Origin of the sequence: Bifidobacterium angulatum DSM 20098 = JCM 7096, assembly GCF_001025155.1 — a bacterium.
GTDB classification, from domain to species: domain Bacteria; phylum Actinomycetota; class Actinomycetes; order Actinomycetales; family Bifidobacteriaceae; genus Bifidobacterium; species Bifidobacterium angulatum.
On sequence record NZ_AP012322.1, the window covers coordinates 1,699,529 to 1,720,669 of the forward strand.

General features: G+C 59.9%; 15 protein-coding genes, 1 tRNA gene and 1 pseudogene. 6 read left to right on the top strand and 11 right to left on the bottom strand.

Annotated features, from left to right (window positions below; all coding sequences use genetic code 11):
• Positions 1-190: 190 nt before the first annotated feature.
• Positions 191-2,785 (top strand): glycogen debranching protein GlgX, encoded by a 2,595-nt coding sequence (gene glgX, locus BBAG_RS06885; RefSeq protein ID WP_033508829.1) that lies wholly within the window; start codon positions 191-193, stop codon positions 2,783-2,785.
• A 224-nt stretch (positions 2,786-3,009) separates the two neighbouring features.
• Here glgX and rpsI read toward each other — a convergent pair whose 3' ends face one another.
• The 7 genes from rpsI to BBAG_RS06920 form a co-directional block, all read right to left on the bottom strand.
• Positions 3,010-3,501, bottom strand: a complete 492-nt coding sequence (gene rpsI / locus BBAG_RS06890) for a 30S ribosomal protein S9 (RefSeq protein WP_033508830.1) — start codon at positions 3,499-3,501, stop codon at positions 3,010-3,012.
• Positions 3,502-3,521: 20 nt separating this feature from the next.
• Positions 3,522-3,971, bottom strand: coding sequence for a 50S ribosomal protein L13 (gene rplM, locus BBAG_RS06895; RefSeq protein ID WP_033508831.1), 450 nt, complete (start codon positions 3,969-3,971; stop codon positions 3,522-3,524).
• Between the two features lie 290 nt (positions 3,972-4,261).
• Positions 4,262-6,433 carry a 4-alpha-glucanotransferase gene (gene malQ, locus BBAG_RS06900; protein WP_003827316.1) on the bottom strand — a complete coding sequence of 724 codons (2,172 nt, stop codon included), beginning with the start codon at positions 6,431-6,433 and terminating at the stop codon, positions 4,262-4,264.
• A 38-nt stretch (positions 6,434-6,471) separates the two neighbouring features.
• Positions 6,472-7,095: a hypothetical protein gene (locus BBAG_RS06905; protein WP_003827318.1), complete on the bottom strand. Its 624-nt coding sequence runs from the start codon at positions 7,093-7,095 to the stop codon at positions 6,472-6,474.
• Between the two features lie 109 nt (positions 7,096-7,204).
• Complete coding sequence (locus BBAG_RS06910) at positions 7,205-7,846, bottom strand: IMPACT family protein (RefSeq protein ID WP_003827320.1); 642 nt, start codon at positions 7,844-7,846, stop codon at positions 7,205-7,207.
• A gap of 51 nt (positions 7,847-7,897) precedes the next feature.
• Positions 7,898-8,935 carry a D-2-hydroxyacid dehydrogenase family protein gene (locus BBAG_RS06915; protein ID WP_003827322.1) on the bottom strand — a complete coding sequence of 346 codons (1,038 nt, stop codon included), beginning with the start codon at positions 8,933-8,935 and terminating at the stop codon, positions 7,898-7,900.
• A gap of 26 nt (positions 8,936-8,961) precedes the next feature.
• Positions 8,962-10,341 (bottom strand): CapA family protein, encoded by a 1,380-nt coding sequence (locus BBAG_RS06920; protein ID WP_003827324.1) that lies wholly within the window; start codon positions 10,339-10,341, stop codon positions 8,962-8,964.
• A gap of 201 nt (positions 10,342-10,542) precedes the next feature.
• Here BBAG_RS06920 and BBAG_RS06925 point away from each other — a divergent pair.
• The 4 genes from BBAG_RS06925 to BBAG_RS06940 all read left to right on the top strand — a co-directional run bounded on the left by BBAG_RS06925 (position 10,543) and on the right by BBAG_RS06940 (position 15,951).
• Positions 10,543-10,629: transfer RNA gene (locus BBAG_RS06925), tRNA-Ser, on the top strand.
• Positions 10,630-10,883: 254 nt separating this feature from the next.
• The gene (gene dinB, locus BBAG_RS06930) at positions 10,884-12,155 is read left to right on the top strand and encodes a DNA polymerase IV (RefSeq protein ID WP_003827326.1); all 1,272 of its coding nucleotides are present in this window, start codon (positions 10,884-10,886) and stop codon (positions 12,153-12,155) included.
• Between the two features lie 118 nt (positions 12,156-12,273).
• On the top strand, positions 12,274-13,449 hold the full coding sequence (glf, locus tag BBAG_RS06935) for a UDP-galactopyranose mutase (protein WP_035142207.1): 1,176 nt from the start codon (positions 12,274-12,276) through the stop codon (positions 13,447-13,449).
• 144 nt (positions 13,450-13,593) lie between these two features.
• Positions 13,594-15,951, top strand: a complete 2,358-nt coding sequence (locus tag BBAG_RS06940) for a transglycosylase domain-containing protein (RefSeq protein WP_231855859.1) — start codon at positions 13,594-13,596, stop codon at positions 15,949-15,951.
• 246 nt (positions 15,952-16,197) lie between these two features.
• Here BBAG_RS06940 and leuA read toward each other — a convergent pair whose 3' ends face one another.
• The 4 genes and pseudogenes from leuA to BBAG_RS06955 all read right to left on the bottom strand — a co-directional run bounded on the left by leuA (position 16,198) and on the right by BBAG_RS06955 (position 19,699).
• Positions 16,198-18,105, bottom strand: a complete 1,908-nt coding sequence (leuA, locus tag BBAG_RS06945; protein ID WP_003824911.1) for a 2-isopropylmalate synthase — start codon at positions 18,103-18,105, stop codon at positions 16,198-16,200.
• Between the two features lie 80 nt (positions 18,106-18,185).
• Entirely contained in the window at positions 18,186-18,587 is a 402-nt protein-coding gene (locus BBAG_RS06950) for a PASTA domain-containing protein (protein WP_033509173.1), read from the bottom strand.
• A gap of 12 nt (positions 18,588-18,599) precedes the next feature.
• Positions 18,600-18,770 (bottom strand): annotated as a pseudogene (locus BBAG_RS08880) (zinc-ribbon domain-containing protein); the annotation flags it as partial.
• Between the two features lie 308 nt (positions 18,771-19,078).
• Positions 19,079-19,699 (bottom strand): DUF5701 family protein, encoded by a 621-nt coding sequence (locus BBAG_RS06955; protein WP_033509175.1) that lies wholly within the window; start codon positions 19,697-19,699, stop codon positions 19,079-19,081.
• A gap of 298 nt (positions 19,700-19,997) precedes the next feature.
• Between BBAG_RS06955 and asd the strand changes: the two genes are divergently transcribed.
• Positions 19,998-21,092, top strand: coding sequence for an aspartate-semialdehyde dehydrogenase (gene asd / locus BBAG_RS06960; RefSeq protein WP_003824916.1), 1,095 nt, complete (start codon positions 19,998-20,000; stop codon positions 21,090-21,092).
• Positions 21,093-21,141: the final 49 nt, after the last annotated feature.

Sequence of the window (21,141 nt, forward strand, 5' to 3'; positions counted from 1 at the left end):
ACCTTGCGGATATAACGGTTATTGTCCGGCAGTTCGTTCTGCCTGATGTCCTTCAGCATACATTCTTTTATCCTGTTTTGCAAATCTGTTTTCTTAAAGTATTTTTCATAAATGGTTTTGTCGGCGCGTCGCGCGAACCAATCACCTGGCGATGCAGTACCTAACGACCAACCCACTTACAATGAGAGGTATGCAAAACCCCACGCTTCACCGCTATGCCACAAGACCTGGCCTGTACTTCACCGATGACGGCGGCGCCGATGCCATCGTCCGTTCCGAAACCGCAGACCAGGTATGGTTCTGCGTCATCGAACCAGTAGACCAGCCCAGCGCCTTCTACAGCGAAGCCATACGACTGTTCCCCAACACTTCGATTCCGCTCGTCAAACAGATCAGCGAATTCAAGGTATGCACACGCATCATCGAATCGACCTACGTGCGTGAAACCCTATTCAAAATGGAAGGCCCGAACTACGGCCTGTGGTCCGTGCATATTCCCAAGGCATGGGACGGCATGCGGTACGGCTACCGTGTGGACGGCGCATGGGACCCCTCGCATGGCGTACGCTTCAACCCCTACAAGCTGCTGCTCGACCCCTACGGCAAGGGCATCGATGGCACCATGCAACTCGACCCGGCCGCTTTCGCCTACGAATGCAAACTTGAGGATGGCAAAATCGTTGGCGACCCGTTCGGCAAAATGAACACCATTGACTCGTTGGGCAAAATGCCGGTATCCGTGGCCATCGACGACCGCGCCACCACCAAGTTCGACAGCGAAAGCGTGCACCCGCATGTGCCGTGGAGCAAAACCGTCATCTACGAACTGCATGTCAAAGGCTTCACCGCCAACGCGCCATGGCTTCCCGAAGAACTGCGCGGTACCTACGCCGGCCTCGCACACCCCACCACACTGGCCTATCTGCAGGGCCTGGGCGTAACATCCATCGAACTGCTGCCCATTCAGGCCAGCCAGCCCGAAGTGTTCCTTCAGGAACGCGGCAAACGCAACTATTGGGGGTATTCCACACTCAGCTACTTCTCCCCCGAAGCCTCATACGCCACCAAAGCCGCACAGCAGGCGGGCGCGAACGCCGTACGCCAGGAGGTCATCGATATGGTGCAGGCGTTGCATGACGCCGGCTTCGAAGTATTGATGGACGTGGTGTACAACCACACCTGCGAAGGCGGCTCGGCCGGGCCAAGCATCTGCTGGCGCGGCCTCGACAATCTCTCGTATTACCGCAGGCAGAAAAACAACATCGCCTACCTGGAAGACACCACCGGATGCGGCAATACACTCGACTTCACCAACACGCATGTGACCACCTTCGCAGTCGACTCGCTGCGCTACTGGGCCAAGCGCATCGGCATCGACGGATTCCGGTTCGACCTTGCCCCAAGCATCGCACGACTGGACGGCGAATTCACCCGGTATCACCCCTTCCTGTATGCGCTGCGCTCCGACCTGCTGCTCGGCAATCTCAAAATCATCATGGAACCATGGGATCTGGGCAATCAGGGGTGGAGAACCGGCCAGTTCGGCATTCCCTTCGCGGAATGGAACGACAGGTTCCGCGATACGGCACGCACCTTCTGGCTGTCCGAAGCCGAGCAGACCCAAGGCAACACCATCGGCATGCAGGAGATGGCCACACGCCTGTGCGGTTCGGCCGATCTGTTCGCCACGGACCCGGGGCGCGGCGCAACCGCCTCCGTGAATTTCGTGGCATGCCACGACGGCTTCACGCTTCACGACCTGACCATGTACTCGCATAAGCACAACGAGGCCAATGGCGAAAACAACCACGACGGGTCGAACATGAACCGTTCGAACAACTTCGGAGTGGAAGGCCCCAGCGACGACCCCGTCATCATGTCCAAACGAGAACGCGCCGCGCAGAATCTGCTCGGCATGGTGCTGCTCTCGCTCGGCACGCCGATGATTCTCGCCGGCGACGAGTTCGGCAACACTCAGAACGGCAACAACAACGCCTACTGTCAGGACAACGACATCACCTGGCTGACATGGGATTGGCTGTATCACAGCACCAAAACACCGGAAACGCACCGCCTGGAATCCGTTTCCAAGCTCATCTCCATCCGCAAATCGTTGGATTTGTACCATCATGAGGATTTCTTCACCAGGCTCAGCCAAATCGGGCTGTTGAAGCCATCGAGCCGCGTGCAATGGTTCCTGCCGAACGGCACAACGCCGAAGGAGCAGGATTGGTTCGACAAAAGCATCCGCAGCTTCGCGATGCGTCTGTTGTCCCTCAACGAGCTCGATGTGATCCTGCTGATCAACGGGGAACGCAAGGATATGCAGTTCCATCTGCCTACCGATACCGAATGGCAACCGCTCTGGTGCTCCGCCGAAACCACCGGTGCCCGCCCTGCCAAGGGAACGAACGTGGAAAAGGTGGATCTATCCAACGAGGATTCCACCTGGACGCATTTCGTGCCAAAAGACACCCGCATCGGGCAGGTGATTCAGACCGTGCAATCCGAACAGGACGATGCCGAACAGCAGCCGGCCGCCAAACCGTATGCGCGTACCGAAGACATCACCGATACCGTCACATTGCCCGGGCTGACAGGTAAAACGCGCGTATACCGCCTTCTGGCCCACAGTGCGGTGCAGCAACGCATATTGCAGGCGCATCGTCACAGCAAGCCCGCCGATAACAAACAGACCGATAGCAGTACGTCAGCGACGAACGCGAATATATGGACGGTGCCGTCCATGAGCATCACGATCATGCGCCAGACCGACTTCGCCTAACTGCTTGCATGCAATCGCATACGGGGCCGGTGCCTTCTACGTTTCCTCAGGGGAGGAACGGGAAAACACCGGCCCCGTACGATATGGATGCCCGATATAGGTGCTGATGGCCGCGGACGTCCAACTGGCAGGCAAGATACAGGCACTTTCAGGCACTCAGCGCCCAAATATGCGAGGAACCCCTCGAAGGGCTTCCTTCGAGGGGTTCCTGCCGATAAGCGAAATCAACGCTTGGAGAACTGCGGTGCACGACGTGCCTTGTGCAGACCGGCCTTCTTGCGCTCCACGACGCGAGCGTCGCGGGTCAGGAAGCCAGCCTTCTTCAGGGTGGCGCGGTTGGCATCGCGGTCGATGGCGTTCAGGGCGCGAGCCACGCCGAGACGGATGGCGCCGGCCTGACCGGTGGTGCCGCCGCCGTCAACGAGGACGATTGCGTCGAACTTGCCTTCGAGCTTGAGCAGGACGATCGGGGAGTTGACCTCACGCTGCAGCAGCTTGGAGGGGAAGTACTCCTCCAGGGTGCGACCGTTGATGGTCCACTTGCCGGTGCCGGGAACCAGACGCACGCGGGCGACGGCTTCCTTACGACGACCGGTGCCGTAGCCCGGCTCGATCGCGGAGGTACCGGTGCCAGCACCTGCATTGGTCTCGGTGGTGTAGCTGGTGAGCTCCTCTTCGGTTTCCTGAACCGCGGAGTTGTTGGTGTTTTCAGCCATGTTCTCTATCTCCCTTCGGTTCACTTAGCCTGCTGAGAAACCTGAGCGATCTCAAAGACCTGCGGCTTCTGCGGGGTGTGCGGATGCTCTTCGCCGGCGAAGACGTGCAGACGACCAAGCTGCACCTTGGCGAGCTTGTTCTTCGGCAGCATGCCCTTGACGGCGCTGGTGATGATGCGCTCCGGGTTGTTCTCGAGCAGCTGCGCGTAGGTATCGCGACGCAGGCCACCCGGGCGACCGGAGTGCTTGTACAGTTCCTTGCCCAGCTTGTTGCCGGTCAGCGCCACCTTGGCGGCGTTGATCACGATCACGTGATTGCCGGAATCAGCGTGGGGAGCGTAAGTCGGCTTGTTCTTGCCGCGCAGAAGGGTTGCAACCTGAGACGAGAGACGGCCCAGCACCACGTCGGTGGCGTCAACGATGTACCACTCATGGCTCAGATCGGCGGGCTTCGGAGTGAAAGTCTTCACTGTTCTACCTTTTCTATATATTGTGTTCCGGGTTTTGACGTTCCTTATACGCTTGGTTAGGGCGTAACCGGAAAATCTCCACCTCATTATCCGTGGGCTCCCTGAAAGTCCTCGATTGCGAGTGGGAATGCGCTTTGAAGGACCCCTTAGGGAAACACAACAACTCACTAGTGTATTGGCCAGGCTTGACATACAACCGACACACGCGAAGACAAAAGAACGCGCACGTGCCAAGCCTCTGCCGAGGCCTTGGAAACGTACGCGTTCTCGTGAAATATCGACGCTGAAGATTACTTTTCGTTGCGCATGATGGCGGCGAGTTCCTTGACATCGGCGCGATCGAACATGGTATCCAGCAGCACGGTGTTGCCCTCGGCATCCGCAAGCGGAACACGCCAGTTCGGATACTCGTTGTTGGTGCCGGGCTGGTTCTGCGTACGCTTCTCCCCGACCGCGTCGGTGATCGATGCGGCAAGCAGCTTGCACGGCGAACCGTTCAGCGCACGGTACTGCGCTGCGATGATGTCCTTTTCATGCTCTTCGCGGTGATCGGCGATCTCCTTGTCGATATAGCCGTTATTGAGCAGCATCGTGATCATGGCGTTCTGCTCGGCCATCGCGGAACGCTCGAAGTCTTCCTTCGGTCCTTCCAGCAGGCCAAGACGCTCACGCAACTTGACGTGCTCCAGCTCAAGATAGCCGGCTGCCGGCGGCAGATCATGCGTATTGACCGAGGCCAAGGCGTATTCGCGCCAATCGGCGGGGGAACGGAACGTGCCGTCGAACTGTTCGAACCACTCCACAGCACAGCCCAGCAGGCCATGGGAGGATAGCGAACTCGCCACATGGGCCGGTACCACGCCAAGATCCTCGCCGACCACAACGCCGTCCGCACGGGACGCCTCAAGGGCGAGGATGCCCAGCATCACATCGGAGTCGTAGCGCACATACGCGCCGTCATCCGCCTTATGCCCGGACGGAATCCACCACAGGCGGAACAGACCGAGAATATGGTCGATACGCACTGCACCGGCATGGGTGAACATGTTGTGCACCATATCGCGGTAGACCTTGTAGCCAGTGCGATCCAAATAGATCGGGTTCAGCGGAGGCTGGCTCCAATCCTGCCCCTGCTGGTTGAACATGTCCGGCGGCGCGCCGACGGTAGCGCCCTTGGCGAAGCGCTCCGGGCACCACCAGACCTCGGAGCTGAGCGGATGGACGCCGACCGCCATGTCGGCCATGACACCGATACGCATGCCGGCGTTGCGGGCATTGCGCTGGGCGCGGTCAAGCTGCTCGGTGGCGATCCATTCCAGCCAGCGGTAGAAGTTCAACGTGTCGGGGAACTGCTCGCGCAGCGCCTGCACTTCAGGGGATTCCTTCGTATAGCGATGAATCCAGTTGGTGGCGACGTCTTCGGCGGAGCCCCACTTGTCGTAGCATAGGCACCATGTGGCGTAGGCCTCGAGATCCTCGCCGGACTTGGCGCAGAAGTCTGCGAACTCACGCTGCCTTGCGGAGGTACGGCCGGCCTTGAAGATAATCCACAACGCCTGCATCTTCGCGTGCCACATGACATCGCGGTCGATCTTTTCGGCCTTGTTGTTGAGCGGTTCGATGGATTCGAACAGCTTGCGGATCTCGTCAAGGCTTTCAGCACCCAGCAAACGGTATTCCTCGATTGCCTCCGGACGAATATAGGTGAAGTTCACCAAGCTGCGGGATACCGGCAGGTACGGGGACGGCGTCAGCGGAGAGACCGGTTCTGCGGCATGCACAGGGTTGATCAGGGTGAAGTCGGCGCCGGTCTTGCGCTTGGCTTCAATCAGCAGGTTGGACAGATCCTCGAAATCGCCCACGCCCCAGGACTTGGAGGAACGCAGCGAATACAACTGGGCCATCCAGCCCCACAGGTGGCCGTGCTTCATCTCGTCGAGCAGCTCGACCTTGGCGGGGGCGCTGATCAGCGTGGCGTCCTCGGTGCGATCGCCCACCGTGACGTGCAGCGTATGGTAGCCTTCCGGAAGATCTGCAGGAACGACAACGGATGCAGTGACGACGAACCGATCATCCACCGTATGGGCAATGGATCCGTCGCCGGCGTCGGGAAGAATCACGCCCCTGTACGGCTCGCCGTTCTCAAGGGTGATGGTGGCGCTTGGCACATCGGTCACGCCGACATTCACCAGCACATGGCTTTCGGAACCGACATTATGCAGGACGGTGGGTGCCACCAGTCTGCCGTACCGTTCGTTCAGAATCTGCTTGGTGGACTGCCTGATAGCCGCGTCGCTTGAAGCGTCAATGCCCAAAGCTCCCAACACCGCGACCAGAACATCATCTTTGATTTCGTGGTAGTCGCGGCTCATGCCAACATAACTGGTGACAATTCCTGCCAACTTCGCCAACTGGATTAGCGGTCGAGCTAGACGCTCTTCGCTTTCGGTTCTCTCGCTCATAATCTCTTAGTGTAACGGCTTAGCTGAGACATATCGAGCTATTTTCCGCGTTCCTTGCGACGTTTTTCGACGGCATGACGAACTTCCGGCGAAGGATCGTTTTCCAACTTAGCTAACGTTTGCAAAGAAACGTTGGGATTTAGCGCCACGGCACGACGCACCATGGACGACAACACCTTTGGCGCATCCGGTTCGAGTTCCGTTCCCAGCGTAGCGAGAAAGTCCAGAATCCGAGCATCGCTGCTTTCGCTTTGCGCTCCCTCAAGTCGCATCTTCCACGACGTCTTCGGATTACGCAACGCCGCGTCGCGCACCTCAAGATCCGGATCCTTGGTCAATCTGCCGACCAGCCAGTTCTTATCGTCGGTATTGCCAGCCACGGCCTTGCGCACCGAAGCCTGAGGATCCTTGGCGAGCTTCACCAGCACATTCGGGAACGGCATCGATTCAGCCAGAAACACTCGATCTTCCAACGGCGTATTCGGATTGCCGCCCACTGCCTCAAGCAGTGCCGTGGCACGCGAAAACGCCGCCTGATCGTCACGGTCCGGCAACGGTCGACGCGCGAATTCGGAAAGTTCCGTGGCATCGGCGCTATGGCGCAAACGCTCATAGGTAGCGGTCAGCGGCTCAAAATTCTCGGTGGTTGTTTCGTCAGTCACGCCTTCCCAGTGTAGACCAGAGCCGACAGCTGCGAATCGATTCACGCCGGGCACAGGCGCAGGCGAATAACACCAGGCGGTTTTAGGCCGTACCGACCACGACGCAGCACTAGCGGCTGGCGATGGCGCGGTTCACCGTATCGATGGGTTCGGGGCTGATGGTGGCGTTGAACGTCTCCCTCACGCGATCCTCGAAGGACGAGGCGTTGCCCAACGGCAACGTGGCGGTCAGCGTGATATCGGCGGCGTACGTTTCATCCGACTGCACGCCGTCGACTCCGGCGAGCAATTGCTGGAACCTCGCCAACTGCGGATACTCCAAAGTCACCAAATACCGCTGGCAGGGCACGATATCCGCGCCCTGCGCCGCCTTGACGGCAATCGATGCGCCCGTGGAATATGCGCGGATCAGACCACCGGAGCCCAGCAGAATACCGCCGAAATACCGGGTGACGGCAACCACGCAATCGGTAAGACCATTGGCGCGCAGCACGTCAAGGATCGGCTTGCCCGCCGTACCCGACGGTTCGCCGTCATCGCTCATACGCTCCGACACACGGCCGTCCGAACCGCCCACCACGGCGGCATACGCCACATGACGGGCCTTGGGGTGCCGATCACGAATCGTGCCGACAAAGGCGATCGCCTCATCCAGACTGTCGACATGCGCGGCATCGCCTATGAATTCGGATTTCTTCTCCACAAAGGCGTCGTGCGCCGGCGCGTCAACCGGGTTGAGAATGGTTCGCATAAGCTTCGGGCTCTCTTTCCTTACCAGCCAGCCGTGTGAATCCGAATACCGTCACTCATGCACGACGACATTGCATTCGCCGCCGGTGAGAAACGCGCGTACGCATTCGACCATCTGACGGGTGAGCTCCCTGAACGCGCCGTCGGTACGCCAACCGACATGCGGCGTGAGCACAATGCCGGGAATCTGGCAGATGGCGTCGCCGGACTTCAACGGCTCATGGTCGAACACGTCAAGACCGGCCGGAATATCGCCACGCTGCAGGCGCGCAAGCAGCGCCCCCGGCTCGATGACCTCGCTGCGCGCGGTGTTGATGAACAACGTGCCCGGGCGCAAATGCTCAAGATGCTCCGCGGTGATGATGCCGCGCGTGACACCATCGATAAGCGGCAGATGTACGGAGACGACATCGCTGGACGCGATAAGCTCATTCATATCCGCGACAGGCTCGGCGCCACACCGCTCGAACAGCGCTTCGGGAACATGCGAACTCCAGGCGCCAACCTCCATGCCGAACGCCTTGGCAATCGAAGCGACTGTCGAACCGATGCCGCCCAGGCCGATGATGCCGAGACGACGTCCGGCCAACTGCAGACCATCGCCGCCCTTCCACGCCCAATTACCGGCCTTGACGTCCTTATCAAGCTCGCCCACATGGCGAATCAGCTCGAACATCAGCGCAAACGCATGCTCGGCGACGGCATGGTCGCCATAATGCTCGGCATTGCACACGCGCACGCCGAATTCACGAGCCAAGTCCAGATCCACATAGCTCGCCACCCCCGTACCGCAGAACACGATGCACCTGACATGCCCCTCATCGGCGCCGTTTGGGCCATGGCCTGTAATACGACGCAGCAGATCGTCGCTGATATGGTAGCCGCCGACCAGCAGCACATCCGCATCGCGCAAGCGGCTTGCGATCGCATCCTCGTCGGACGTGAACTCTTCGAACATGCGCACACGGGCGATATCGTGCAACTGCGGAAACTGCAATCGAATCGGCTCGACCATCGAATCGAGTACGGACGGCATTACCACCAATGGCAGGTCGGTACGCTCGGCCTGCGTTTCATACACTTGCGTCATACCAGCCACACTACGAGCATCGGACGTCAATTGCCCGCCTGCCTGGCCTGCTGCTCGGCGGTAAGATTCCATTCACGCACCACATTCGTGTCGGCGCCCATGCTGTAAATCACCTTCGAGATGCGTTGCCGTTGCGTCTCATCCTCGCTCTCGCTCCAACAGGTCCCATCGGGATGGTCGGAGGATATCGGACACCACCGGTACTCCCCTTGGCGCATATTCGCAGTCGGCAGCCAGTCGATGCGATTCACCCGCCAAGACCCGGCCACGCCTTTCTTACCGGCGAACTGAATGCGGGCGGTCACCCCCTGATTGTTCGTCTCATTACCGGGAATATACGACGTGACCGTCACCGCGTTGCCCACACCATAGATGATCCACGTGTTGTTATATTTCTCGATCGGCTGGGCACAATGGCAGCCGGCGCCATAGATCACGTCGAACGCTCCGGTATCCGCCAGCTCATGCGCTTCGGAAACCTGCCACGAATCGGCGTAATCGAGATATTCCTGCACCGAATGCATAGCTATGGCCACCACATCGGCCCCCTGCTCGCGCGCCTTCTTGGCCTTGGCGACCGCCTTCTGAATATCGCTGTCGTGATGAGGGTCGCCGCTTTCGCGCAACCGATCGACCTGCCAGTCCTGATCGGCGGTCATGCCGTTGAGCGACACGGTTCCGGTGACGAGACCCAGCTTGCCGCCACCCGTAGGCGATGTGAGCACCAGAGGCTGAAGCGAGTCCGCCTCGGTCTTATACGATCCCGTCTGCGCTATGCCATCGGCCTCCAACGTGTCCCACAGGCGGGCGATGCCCTCCGACCCCTGGTCCCAGGAATGGTTGGTGGCATGAGTGCACGCCTGATAGCCGACATGCTTGGCGGCATCGGCCACTTCGGGCGGAATATTGAAAATCGGATACGCACTGTACGGGCCGCCGCGCTGCGCGATGGGCGTCTCGAACTCGCAGACGGCGATGTCGGACGCCTGGATGTACTTCTTCATCGGCTCGAGCAGCGGGTCGAAGTTGAATGCGGTGCCGTCCGTCGCAGAGGTGTCGGGCCCGGCGAAATGCTCCCACAGCCCTTCGTGGAACAGCAAATCGCCATTGACCAGCATGGAGATGCAGTCCGTGTCTGGGCAATCCGGCGAATTGCCGTGATGCTTCGCAACGGTTGTTGCGGAATCGGCATTCGACGCCGACGATTTGGATTTCGTCGTATTCGATGAGACCGCGGCGTTACCTGCCTGCGCGGCCCGTTTGCCATGCGTTGTCGCCGCATGCCATATGCCGACCGCGAGCGCCACGGCCAATGCCAATGCCACAATGGCCGCAACGATCATCGGCATGGGTGAGCGTTTCGCCGCATGCTGTCCGTGATAGTGTTCCCCGCTGTCTTGCATCATTGCAATCCCTTCGTTCCTGTGTTCTTCTCGTCACATGTCTCTACGAATAAGGGTAGCCGAGCCCGACGGATATTCGAAGCGTCGCTCGACACGCCAGCAGGACTGCGAAATATGAGGAATTTCCCCGATTTGCGATATTTCGGCGGGTTGACTTGCGTACGTGGTGTAAAGTAACGTGATGTTGCGTCGTAATGACGCACCGGAGTGATGCCTGAGTGGCCGAAAGGGGCACCCTGCTAAGGTGTTAGCTGCGTTAGCGGCTCGGGGGTTCGAATCCCCCTCACTCCGCGGATAGGGTTTCCGAAGCGATTCGGGAACCCTTTTTTCGTGCCGAAACGTTCATGGTGGAACCGTTTCGTCAGTCGTTGCGCACGTACATTGCACTTCCACCGCCGACGACCAGTCGATCCGTGCCCACAGTGGGGTCGGCGCTGGCGGCATACGGCACAGCACCCCGCCAGGTAACCGGCCGACCGCACCGCAACGGAACGACACTCGAACAAGTGTTCGACAATCCGCGCCACGGCCCGTACCATGAAGATATGAGCACTGCACCAAGGTTGGCGGCGGCCAAACGCGACTGGGGCCATGACGAGTCCGGATGCACCGTGCTGCATATCGACATGGATGCGTTCTACGCCTCGCTGGAAGTGGCACGCCAGCCAGAACTGAAGGGCAAACCCGTCGTGATCGGTACCGGCCCGCGATCCGTGGTATCCGCAGCAAACTACGAGGCGCGCAGATACGGCATCAATTCGGCCATGCCATCGGCACGCGCACGGCAGCTCTGCCCCAATGCGGTGTTCCTGCCGGTCGACATACGGTACTACCGCAAAGTCTCCCAATCGATCATGCGCGATGTGTTCCTCACCGTCACCGACCGCTTCGAACAGGTTTCCGTGGACGAAGGATATATGGATGTTTCCGGCGCACTGCTGCGCTGGGGCAAGCCCAGCGCCATCGGCGCATGGATCCGGCATGAAGTGGAACGCCGGTTCCACGTAACCTGCTCGGTGGGCATCGCAGCCAACAAGCTGGTGGCGAAAATCGCATCCACGAATGCCAAACCCAACGGCATGCTGCTCATCCCCAGCAGCCGGTCGGCGGAGTTCGTGCAGATGATGCCGTTGCGCAGCATTCCCGGAATCGGCCCAAAACTCGAGCAACGACTGAACACGTGGGGTATCGCATCCGTAGCCGATCTGAGCCAGCTCAGCATGGAACAGCTCACCCAGGCCACAGGCTCGCCTGCCAACGCACGGCACCTGTGGATGGCGTCACGCGGCATGGACGATCGCATTGTCACGCCGACGCATGTGGAAAAATCCATCGGCTCCGAGGAAACGCTGTTGGAGGACACCACCGATCAGCGAATCGCCTGCCAGCAGCTGCGCGAATCCTGCAACACCATCGCCAGATCATTACGCAACCGTGGTTTCATGGCCCGCACCGTAACCGTAAAACTCCGTTTCACGGATTTACGATACCGCACTCGGTCATGCACCCTCGGCCAGCCGGCTGACGCGGCAAGCACGCTGTACCCAACATGCGTCACACTGCTGCACGCCATGCTCGACATGCGCGGCGACGACGCCACACAGCCGCTACCCAGACCCGTGCGACTCATTGGCGTCAGCGTCAGCGGCCTGACCGAAGCGAATAACACCGCGATACAGCCGTCGCTGGATGACCTGCTTGAAGAACATGGACGTACCGACGAAACCACCACATCGAACAGACTGCGAGCGGCGGAAGCAGCATTGGACGCCGTACGCAGCAAATACGGCAATCAGGCCGCGAACCTCGGCATCTGACACGCACCGCACGCCTGCCTTCACACGCCATACCAGACGGCGGCGAACACGCAAAAAGACGGGTGGGCGCTACACTGTACCGCAGGAAAAGCGCACATCGACAATGAAAGGTTTTGCTATGGCGCAAATCGAATATCCGGATCTGGTGGTTGTGGGTGCGGGCCTGTTCGGCCTGACCGTGGCGCAGCAGGCCGTGGAGCACGCGGGCGCGAGGGTCGAGATCATCGACGTGCGCGACCACATCGGCGGCAACGCGTACAGCTACATGGACGAGGAGACCGGCGCGGAGATCCACAAGTACGGCGCGCACCTGTTCCACACGTCCAACAGGAGGGTCTGGGAGTACGTGAACCGTTTCACGTCGTTCACCGGCTACGTGCACCGCGTGTACGCCACGCACGACGGGGAGGTGTACCCCCTGCCGATCAACCTGGGCACGATCAACCAGTTCTTCCACGCGAGCTACACGCCGGCCGAGGCCAGGGCCCTGATCGCCGGGCAGGCCGGCGAGCTGGCGGGCACGGACCCGCGGAACCTCAACGACAAGGGCATCTCGCTGATCGGCCGTCCGCTGTACGAGGCGTTCATCAAGAACTACACGGGCAAGCAGTGGCAGACCGACCCGAAGGACCTGCCCGCGGGCATCATCAGCCGCCTGCCGGTGCGCTTCAACTACGACAACCGCTACTTCAAGGACACGTGGGAGGGCCTGCCCGCGGACGGGTACACCGCGTGGATGGAGCGCATGATCGACGACCCGCGCATCCACGTGACCCTGGGGGCCGACTTCTTCGACGGGTCCCAGCCGTTCAACAGGAAGGACCTGGCCGCGGCGGGCGTGCCGGTCGTGTACACGGGCCCGGTGGACCGCTACTTCGACTACTCCCTGGGCGAGCTCAAGTGGAGGACCGTGGACTTCAGGGAGGTGCGCTACGACGAGGGCGACCACTTCGGCTGCCCGGTGATGAACTTCTCCGACGCGGACGTGCCGTACACGCGCGCGATCGAGTTCAAGAACTTCAACCCGGAGCGCCGGGACTCGCAGAACCCGGACAGGACGGTGGTGTGGGAGGAGTACAGCCGTTTCGCGGAGCGCGGGGACGAGCCGTACTACCCGATCAACACGGAGGCCGACAGGGAGCTGTACGCGCGCTACGAGGAGCTGGCGGAGGCGGAGCCGCTCACGGTGTTCGGCGGGCGTCTGGGCACGTACAAGTACTACGACATGCACCAGGTGATCGACACGGCGTTGACCGCGTACGAGGAGCGGGTCGCCCCAATGCTCAAGAAGTGAGCCGACACCCAGAAAACAAGAGGTAGCAAACACCAGCCCTCTGGTAGAAGGGATTTGTGAGGATTCGACGGAAACCTCTGTTTTTCCGCTCCCATCGGACGAAAAACAGAGGTTTTCTCATGCCTTATGGTTACGATAGAACATATGTCACAAACTCGTAGCGCAAGCAGTGGCCGCAGCACCCACTCGTCGGGTCGATCCGCCGGTTCCGCGAAAACGACCGGGACCCGTCGCACGAACAGCGGTTCCAAGGCCAGGAAGAGGACGACGAACGCGCCCGCCGCACGCCACTACCGCGGCGGCAACCATCGCACCAACGGCAAAGGCCCGAAACTCAAAGGCCGCCGCAAGCATCTCATTCTCAAATGGATTCTCGGCCTGATCGGGGCAGGACTCGTCGCAGGCATCGGGCTCTTCGCCTATCTGTACATCACCACGGAGATTCCGCAGCCCGAAAAAGTCGCCATGGCGGAGAACACCACCGTGTACTACAACGACGGAGTCACGGAACTCGGCACATTCTCCAAGCAAAACCGCACCATCATCCAGTGCAACGCTCTGCCGAAATACGTCGGCAACGCCATCGTCGCCTCCGAAAACCGCACATTCTACGAAGACAACGGCATCGACATCAGGGGCATCGCCCGTGCACTCGTCAACAATCTGACCAAAGGCACGCGCCAAGGCGGTTCCACCATCACCCAGCAGTACGCCGAACGGTATTATCTGGGCGAAACCACCAGTTACAAGGGCAAGATCCGAGAAGCCGTCCTTGCGCTGAAGATCGCGCAGACGCAGGACAAGGATGAGGTGCTGTGCAATTACATGAACACCATCTACCTGGGCCGCGGCGCATACGGCATCCAGGCGGCAGCCAAAGCCTACTTCAATAAGAACGCCCAGGATCTGACCCTCAATGAGGCCGCCATGCTGGCCGGCATCATCCCTTCCCCCTCCAACTGGGATCCGGCGGTGAACCAGAAGAAAGCCGAATCACGATTCAAGCGCGTCATCAACATCATGCGCGAAGACGGCTACATCACCGGCAAGGAAGCGAAGGAAGCTCAAATGCCGGCCACTTCGCAGAACACCCAGCTGCAGGACGTGTACAAGGGGCCGAACGGCTACCTGCTGCAAATGGTGCGCAGCGAACTGGTGCAAGCCAAGGCCTTCACCACCGATGATCTGGATACCGGCGGATACAAGATCATCACCACCATCGACAAGGGCAAGCAGGATCTGATGCAGCAGGTCGTCAGCCCCTCCGACAACGGCATGAGCGGAGTCGTACCGGACGGCATGCAGTTCGGAGCAATGAGCGCCAACCCGCAGGATGGATCGATCCTCTCCGTGTACGCCGGCGACGACTACCTGGCCAAGCAGTACAACAACGCCACGCAGGCACAGTATGAAGTCGGATCCACCATGAAGCCGTTCGCACTGCTCGCCGCGGTGCAGGAAGGCGTGAGTCTGAACACCGTGTTCAACGGCAACTCCTACCGCACCTTCCCCGGCATCACCAGCACGGTAAGCAACTTCGGCAACGAGAACTACGGCTACATCAACCTGTACCGGGCCACGGCACTGTCGTCGAACACCGTGTTCATGGACCTGCAGACCAAACTCGGCACGAAGAAAATCGCCGAAACCGCTCGCACGGCTGGTGTGGAAAGCACTTCGCTCGACGGTTCCGAACCATTCACCGTGCTCGGCAACAACGCGCTCACCGTCAAGGACATGACCGCGGCATACGCCACACTCGCCAATCAGGGCAACAAGCCGACCCTGCACATCGTGGCCAGCGTGAAAAGCTCCGCAGGCAAGGACCTGTACCTGGCGCCGTCCTCCACCGAACGTGTGTTCCAAGCCAACGATACGAACCTGGTGACCAAGGCGCTGACCGGCGTCGTGCAATCCGGCACCGCCACCGAAGCGTTGAATGTCGGGCACACCATTGCCGGCAAGTCCGGTACCTCGAACAACTCGTATGCGGCAAGCTTCTGCGGCTACACGCCCTCCGTGGTATCTGTGTTCTCGATGTGGTACCCGGATGCGAACGGCAATCCGCAGCAGATCCCGGCCTTCGGACAATGGACCGGCGGCTCCGACTACCCCGTGCACCTGTTCACGCAGTACATGAAGCAGGCGTTGGCGGACACCACGAACGAGGTATTCCCGACCGCCAAGGACAACGGCAAGGTGGGCGGCTCCGACGGTACCTGGGGCACCGGCTATTCAAGCTCGTACTCCTACTCCTACCGATCCTATGGCTGGAACTCCACCGGAGGCACCAACAGCAACAGCGGTACCACCGGCAACAGTGGCACGAACACCAATAGCGGCACCACAAGCGGCGGCACCGATACCGGAGGCAATGCCACCGACAACAGCGGCGGCGCCAACACCGGCACTGGCGGCACGAACACCGGCGGAACCACCGACAACAGCGGCGGCACCGGCGGCGAATCCAATTCCGGAGGAACCACCGGAGGCACCGAGTAAGTCCGCATCAACGGGCCTAGCGGCCAGCACAATACGCTGCGAACACAAGAACCCCGTTCCATATGATCCCTCATACGGAACGGGGTTTTCTCATAGCTATGGCCGCACTTTCGCCATCGCACATACGGCAACAAGGCGCAACGCTCTAGCCCACGAAACGCAACGGCAACAAGCAAGGGCTGCACCCGTTCAACGGAAAACAGGTGCAGCCCTTATCCTTCACGCTTGCGCAAGCGTTGCCGGCAATCAGCGCTCGGAACGGTTGATGGCAGAGATGATGGCCTTCAGCGCACTGGTGGTGATGGACGAATCAATGCCGACACCCCAGATGATCTGGGCTTCGGCATCCTCGCCAACCTGGCATTCCACGTAAGAGGCGGCCATGGCGTCGGTACCGACGGACATGGTGTGCTCGGCATAATCCATGACGGAAGCCTCGATGCCGAAGTTCGACAGCGCGTTAAGGAACGCGGCGATCGGCCCGTTGCCAATGCCGGAAACCTCACGCTCACGAGGCTCATCACCCGGTTCGATGCCACGATCAAGCACCTTGGCCTTCAGCACGGTATCGGAACCGTCCTCACCGGAAGACACAGCCACCTTGAGCAGCTTCAAGCGACCCCACTGCTTCAGGGTCTCATCGCTGCTGTCACCGACCACCGCGCCAGCGGCAGTGACACCAGACTCCTCGACCGGCAGATACTCGTCCTTGAACAGACGCCAGATATCCTCGTCCTTGACTTCCTTCTTGGTTTCATCGGCAAAGTTCTGTACGACCTTGTCGAATTCGACCTGCAGGCGCTTCGGCAGATCAAGATTATGGTTCGTCTTGAGCAGATACGCCATGCCACCCTTGCCGGACTGGGAGTTCACACGGATGATCGCCTCGTAGGAGCGTCCAATATCCTTCGGATCGATCGGCAGATACGGCACCAGCCATACGAACTTGTCCAGATCGGCACCAGCACGATCGGCGGCCACCTGACGAGCCTCAAGGCCCTTCTTGATGGCGTCCTGATGGGAACCGGAGAACGCGGTGAACACGAAGTTGCCCGCATAGGGGTGACGCTCGGAGATCTTGATCTGATTGCAGTATTCGACGGTCTTGCGAATCTCCGGAACATTCGAGTAGTCGATCTGCGGATCGATGCCCTGGGTCAGGAAATTCAGGCCAAGCGTGACCAGATCGACGTTGCCGGTGCGCTCGCCATTGCCCAGCAGGCAGCCCTCCACACGGTCGGCGCCGGCCAGCACCGCAAGCTCGGTGGCGGCGACGCCCATACCCTCGTCGTTATGCGGGTGCAGGGACAGCACGATGGCGTCGCGGTCGTTCAAATTATTGGACACGTATTCCACTTCGTCCGCGAACACGTTCGGAGTGGTCATCTCCACCGTTGCCGGCAGGTTGATGATCATCGGATGCTCGGGGGTCGGCTTGATCACGCCGGTCACGGCGTTGCAGACCTCGACGGCGTATTCCGGTTCGGTGCCGGTGAAGGATTCCGGGGAATACTCGTAGTACAGGTCGATGCCTTCGGCTTCGCTTTCCAGGCTCTTGCACAGTTCGGCGGCGTCGATGGCCAGCTTCTTGATCTCTTCCTTGTTCTTACGGAAGACGACCTCACGCTGCAGCACGGATACGGAATTATAGAAATGCACAATGGCACGCTTGGCGCCCTTCAGCGCCTCATACGTGCGGCGAATCAGATGCTCACGGCACTGGGTGAGCACGACGATGGTGACATCGTCGGGGATGAGTTCGCGCTCGATCAGCATGCGGATGAAGTCGAAATCGGTTTCGGAAGCCGACGGGAAGCCGACCTCGATCTCCTTGAAGCCCATCGACACCAGCAGATTCCAGAAGCGCAGCTTGCGCTCGGAATCCATCGGGTTGACGAGGGCCTGATTGCCGTCACGAAGATCGACGGAGCACCAACGCGGTGCACGCTGCAGTCGCTTGCCCGGCCACGTACGCTCCGGGTAATCAAACGGCACCTGCTTATCGTATGCAACGTACTTGGCGTACGGCATCTTGCTGGGCTTTTGCGGAGCTCCAATGAAACGCGCCGGAGGCAGCAGCGGGTCGTTGTTACCTCCGTTGGACGCCGCAGCCACAGCCGCGAGATCAAACACAGACGATTGATCCTGACCCATCACTCCTCCTTATCTTGGTTTTGCCGGTTCCTCCGGCCATCAATTGTTACGCGCATGTTACCTATGCGCTTGGGCTAATCCTAGCGGCTCCCCGCGCCAATGATTAACCGCGTTTCGTGATATGACAACAGTTCGACCAACATGACGGCGGTCCGCCCCCATTCGCACTTGAACCCGGCACCTTCGCCCCACCCATCGAAGCCTCGACCCTCATACAAGGTCACGGTCTGCCCGTCGCTAAGCTTGCTGCCGGGGCCGGGAATGGAACAGGATACCTTGCCCACGTATTTTTTGGAAGACAACCGCTTCTCCGTCTTGACGGTGTAGCCTCTGGACTCCAGATCCGCCTTCACCCCGGCAACGTCCCGGCCTACGATATCCGCCGGCAGGCCATCATCGCCTTGCGCAGGTTCCTGCACCGAAATCGCCGGGTCACCCAGATTTTCCCTAGGCTGATCCCGCAGCGCATCTTCCTGAGCCACAGCTTCCAAGGCGGCACCACAACTGGTGCAGAACCTATCGTATTCGCCGTTCCTGCTCCCGCATTGCGTGCAGAATACCCCTATCCCCTCTCTGACGGTGCGGCAAACCCTTCCACTGTATGCCAGTATATTTGCCGGTCGGCCCCGATGTGATGCGAGACGGCGTCTTTCGCAAACACGGATGGTTCCGTAGGGGGTTTACGCCTTCCGTAGGTGGTTGGCCGTTGAAAACCACAACAGAAACGGCCTTATGTAAGCCGTTTCTCAAGTCCGGTACTACATCTGACCACCTACGGAACCGCAAAACCACCTACGGAACCTATACGGCAGCCCAACCAGACAACACCTTTACTTTATGTATATGCGGGAAAACACCAATGCACCGCCTTCCGCCGGGGAAAACGCACATAACGGCCCTCACAAGGCCTGATGAACGCCCTTTGCTTCGCGGAACATCGAACCGCTCGGCGCATGCGTGCAGGGCGGTAGAGTCAACGGAACAGGCTGATACCACGGCGGGCGACACAGTAGGCGTTGCCCAGCCACGCGTGGCGGGAGTTCGGCCAGACCGCGCCAAGACGCGGGGCATTCTGACTCATCCAAATACTCGGCACACGCCCATCCGTCGACCGCGAGCCAAGCAGATTGAACCCGTTCTTGACCTCCAGCCAGTCAGGATGCTGGGTGGCGATGGCAAGCCCCTCCTCAAGGGTAAGCGGGAGGCGATCGTCGGCATCGATGAGCTTACGCGCCACATCGGGCTCACGATTGAGATAGCAGGTTCCGGTATGCGGCTCGATCGCCAGATAGAACGGCCCCTCAGGCGGCTCGAATCCGTCCTGCGGAAGAAAACTGGCGATATCACGCGGCGGCATGGTGGTGAACCCGGCCATGCGATTGATGGAGGTTCGGGCGATCAACGATTCGGGCGACACCAGCTCACGTGTGGGAATCAGCAGAATCTCAGCCCCCAAGTCGGAGTCCTCCAACGCACGGATAAGCGGACGCGCCAGCGCACGGAACGCGTCGGCCGACATATCGGCCACATCCGGGTATCCCAACGCCACGATTCGATCCAGCTGCTTTTGCGCCTCTTCTGATGCCTTCGACATGTCTACTAGTGTACGCACCATGCACGAGCGTTTCCGCCAGCGCAGCACCACGCCAGACCCACGGCATGCGAATCATACCGCCGAACAACCATACAACCAGCCGAAACCCCGGCAGGCACCGACGCGCAGACCACCATACGGCCACCATACGGATAGCGGAAACGGCTTGACTGCACGTTTTCGTAGAATTAAACAACGCGTGTGGCCGCCCACGACGTCGTTTGGGGCCGGCTGGTCGACCTCAAGCGTGAATCATACGAAATTTGCAACAATTCCATCATGTAAGCGAGAGGTTGTTATGTCCGAAAAAATCAAAGTCGGCATTCTCGGAGCTACGGGTATGGTCGGTCAGCGTTTCGTCACGCTGCTCGAAAACCATCCGTGGTTTGAACTGGTCACCCTTGCCGCATCCGCGCATAGCGCCGGCAAGACCTACGAGGAAGCCATCGGCGGCCGCTGGAAGATGGAAACCCCGATGCCCGAGTTCGTCAAGAACATGGTGGTCAAGAACGTGGCCGACGTTGAAGACGTGGTCAAGGACGTCGACTTCGTATTCTCCGCAGTGAACATGCCGAAGGACGAGATTCGCGCCATCGAAGAGGAATACGCGAAAACCGAAACCCCGGTGGTATCCAACAACAGCGCCCACCGCTGGACGCCGGACGTGCCGATGGTCGTGCCGGAGATCAATCCGCAGCATTATGCGATCATCGAACACCAGAGGAAGCGTCTCGGCACCACGCATGGCTTCATCGCCGTCAAGCCGAACTGCTCCATTCAGGCCTACACCCCGGCACTGGCCGCATGGCAGGAGTTCGAGCCGCATGAGGTTATCGTAAGCACCTACCAGGCCATTTCCGGCGCTGGCAAGACCTTCAAGGATTGGCCGGAAATGGTGGGCAACATCATTCCGTTCATCTCCGGCGAAGAGGCGAAGTCCGAGAAGGAACCGCTGAAGGTCTTCGGCCACGTGGACGAAGCCAAGGGCGAGATCGTGCCGTTCGACGGCCCGCTGAAGATCACGTCGCAGTGCATCCGCGTGCCCGTGCTCAACGGCCACACCGCCACCGTGTTCATCAACTTCGGCAAGAACCCGACCAAGGATGAGCTCATCGACCGTCTGGTCAACTACACCAGCAAGGCCGCTGAACTCGGCCTGCCGCACGCCCCGAAGCAGTTCATCCAGTACCTGACCGAGGACGATCGCCCGCAGGTGCTCAAGGATGTGGACTACGAGGGCGGCATGGGCGTCTCCATCGGACGCCTGCGCGAGGATTCCATCTTCGATTGGAAGTTCGTGGGACTGGCGCACAACACCCTGCGTGGTGCCGCCGGCGGCGCTCTGGAAAGCGCCGAAATGCTCAAGGCATTGGGCTACATCACCAAGAAGTGATTCGCGGCGATGCGGTAATGCGGTAATGCGCCGCATATAACGCACGCGT

Coding starts and splice junctions, on each gene's coding strand:
- malQ (WP_003827316.1), bottom strand. CDS start 6,433: ATGAGCGAGAGAACCGAAAGCGAAGAGCGTCTAGCTCGACCGCTAATC.
- leuA (WP_003824911.1), bottom strand. CDS start 18,105: ATGGGTCAGGATCAATCGTCTGTGTTTGATCTCGCGGCTGTGGCTGCG.
- rpsI (WP_033508830.1), bottom strand. CDS start 3,501: ATGGCTGAAAACACCAACAACTCCGCGGTTCAGGAAACCGAAGAGGAG.
- glf (WP_035142207.1), top strand. CDS start 12,274: ATGGCGCAAATCGAATATCCGGATCTGGTGGTTGTGGGTGCGGGCCTG.
- BBAG_RS06915 (WP_003827322.1), bottom strand. CDS start 8,935: ATGACGCAAGTGTATGAAACGCAGGCCGAGCGTACCGACCTGCCATTG.
- asd (WP_003824916.1), top strand. CDS start 19,998: ATGTCCGAAAAAATCAAAGTCGGCATTCTCGGAGCTACGGGTATGGTC.
- BBAG_RS06940 (WP_231855859.1), top strand. CDS start 13,594: ATGTCACAAACTCGTAGCGCAAGCAGTGGCCGCAGCACCCACTCGTCG.
- BBAG_RS06910 (WP_003827320.1), bottom strand. CDS start 7,846: ATGCGAACCATTCTCAACCCGGTTGACGCGCCGGCGCACGACGCCTTT.
- dinB (WP_003827326.1), top strand. CDS start 10,884: ATGAGCACTGCACCAAGGTTGGCGGCGGCCAAACGCGACTGGGGCCAT.
- BBAG_RS06955 (WP_033509175.1), bottom strand. CDS start 19,699: ATGTCGAAGGCATCAGAAGAGGCGCAAAAGCAGCTGGATCGAATCGTG.
- glgX (WP_033508829.1), top strand. CDS start 191: ATGCAAAACCCCACGCTTCACCGCTATGCCACAAGACCTGGCCTGTAC.
- BBAG_RS06920 (WP_003827324.1), bottom strand. CDS start 10,341: ATGATGCAAGACAGCGGGGAACACTATCACGGACAGCATGCGGCGAAA.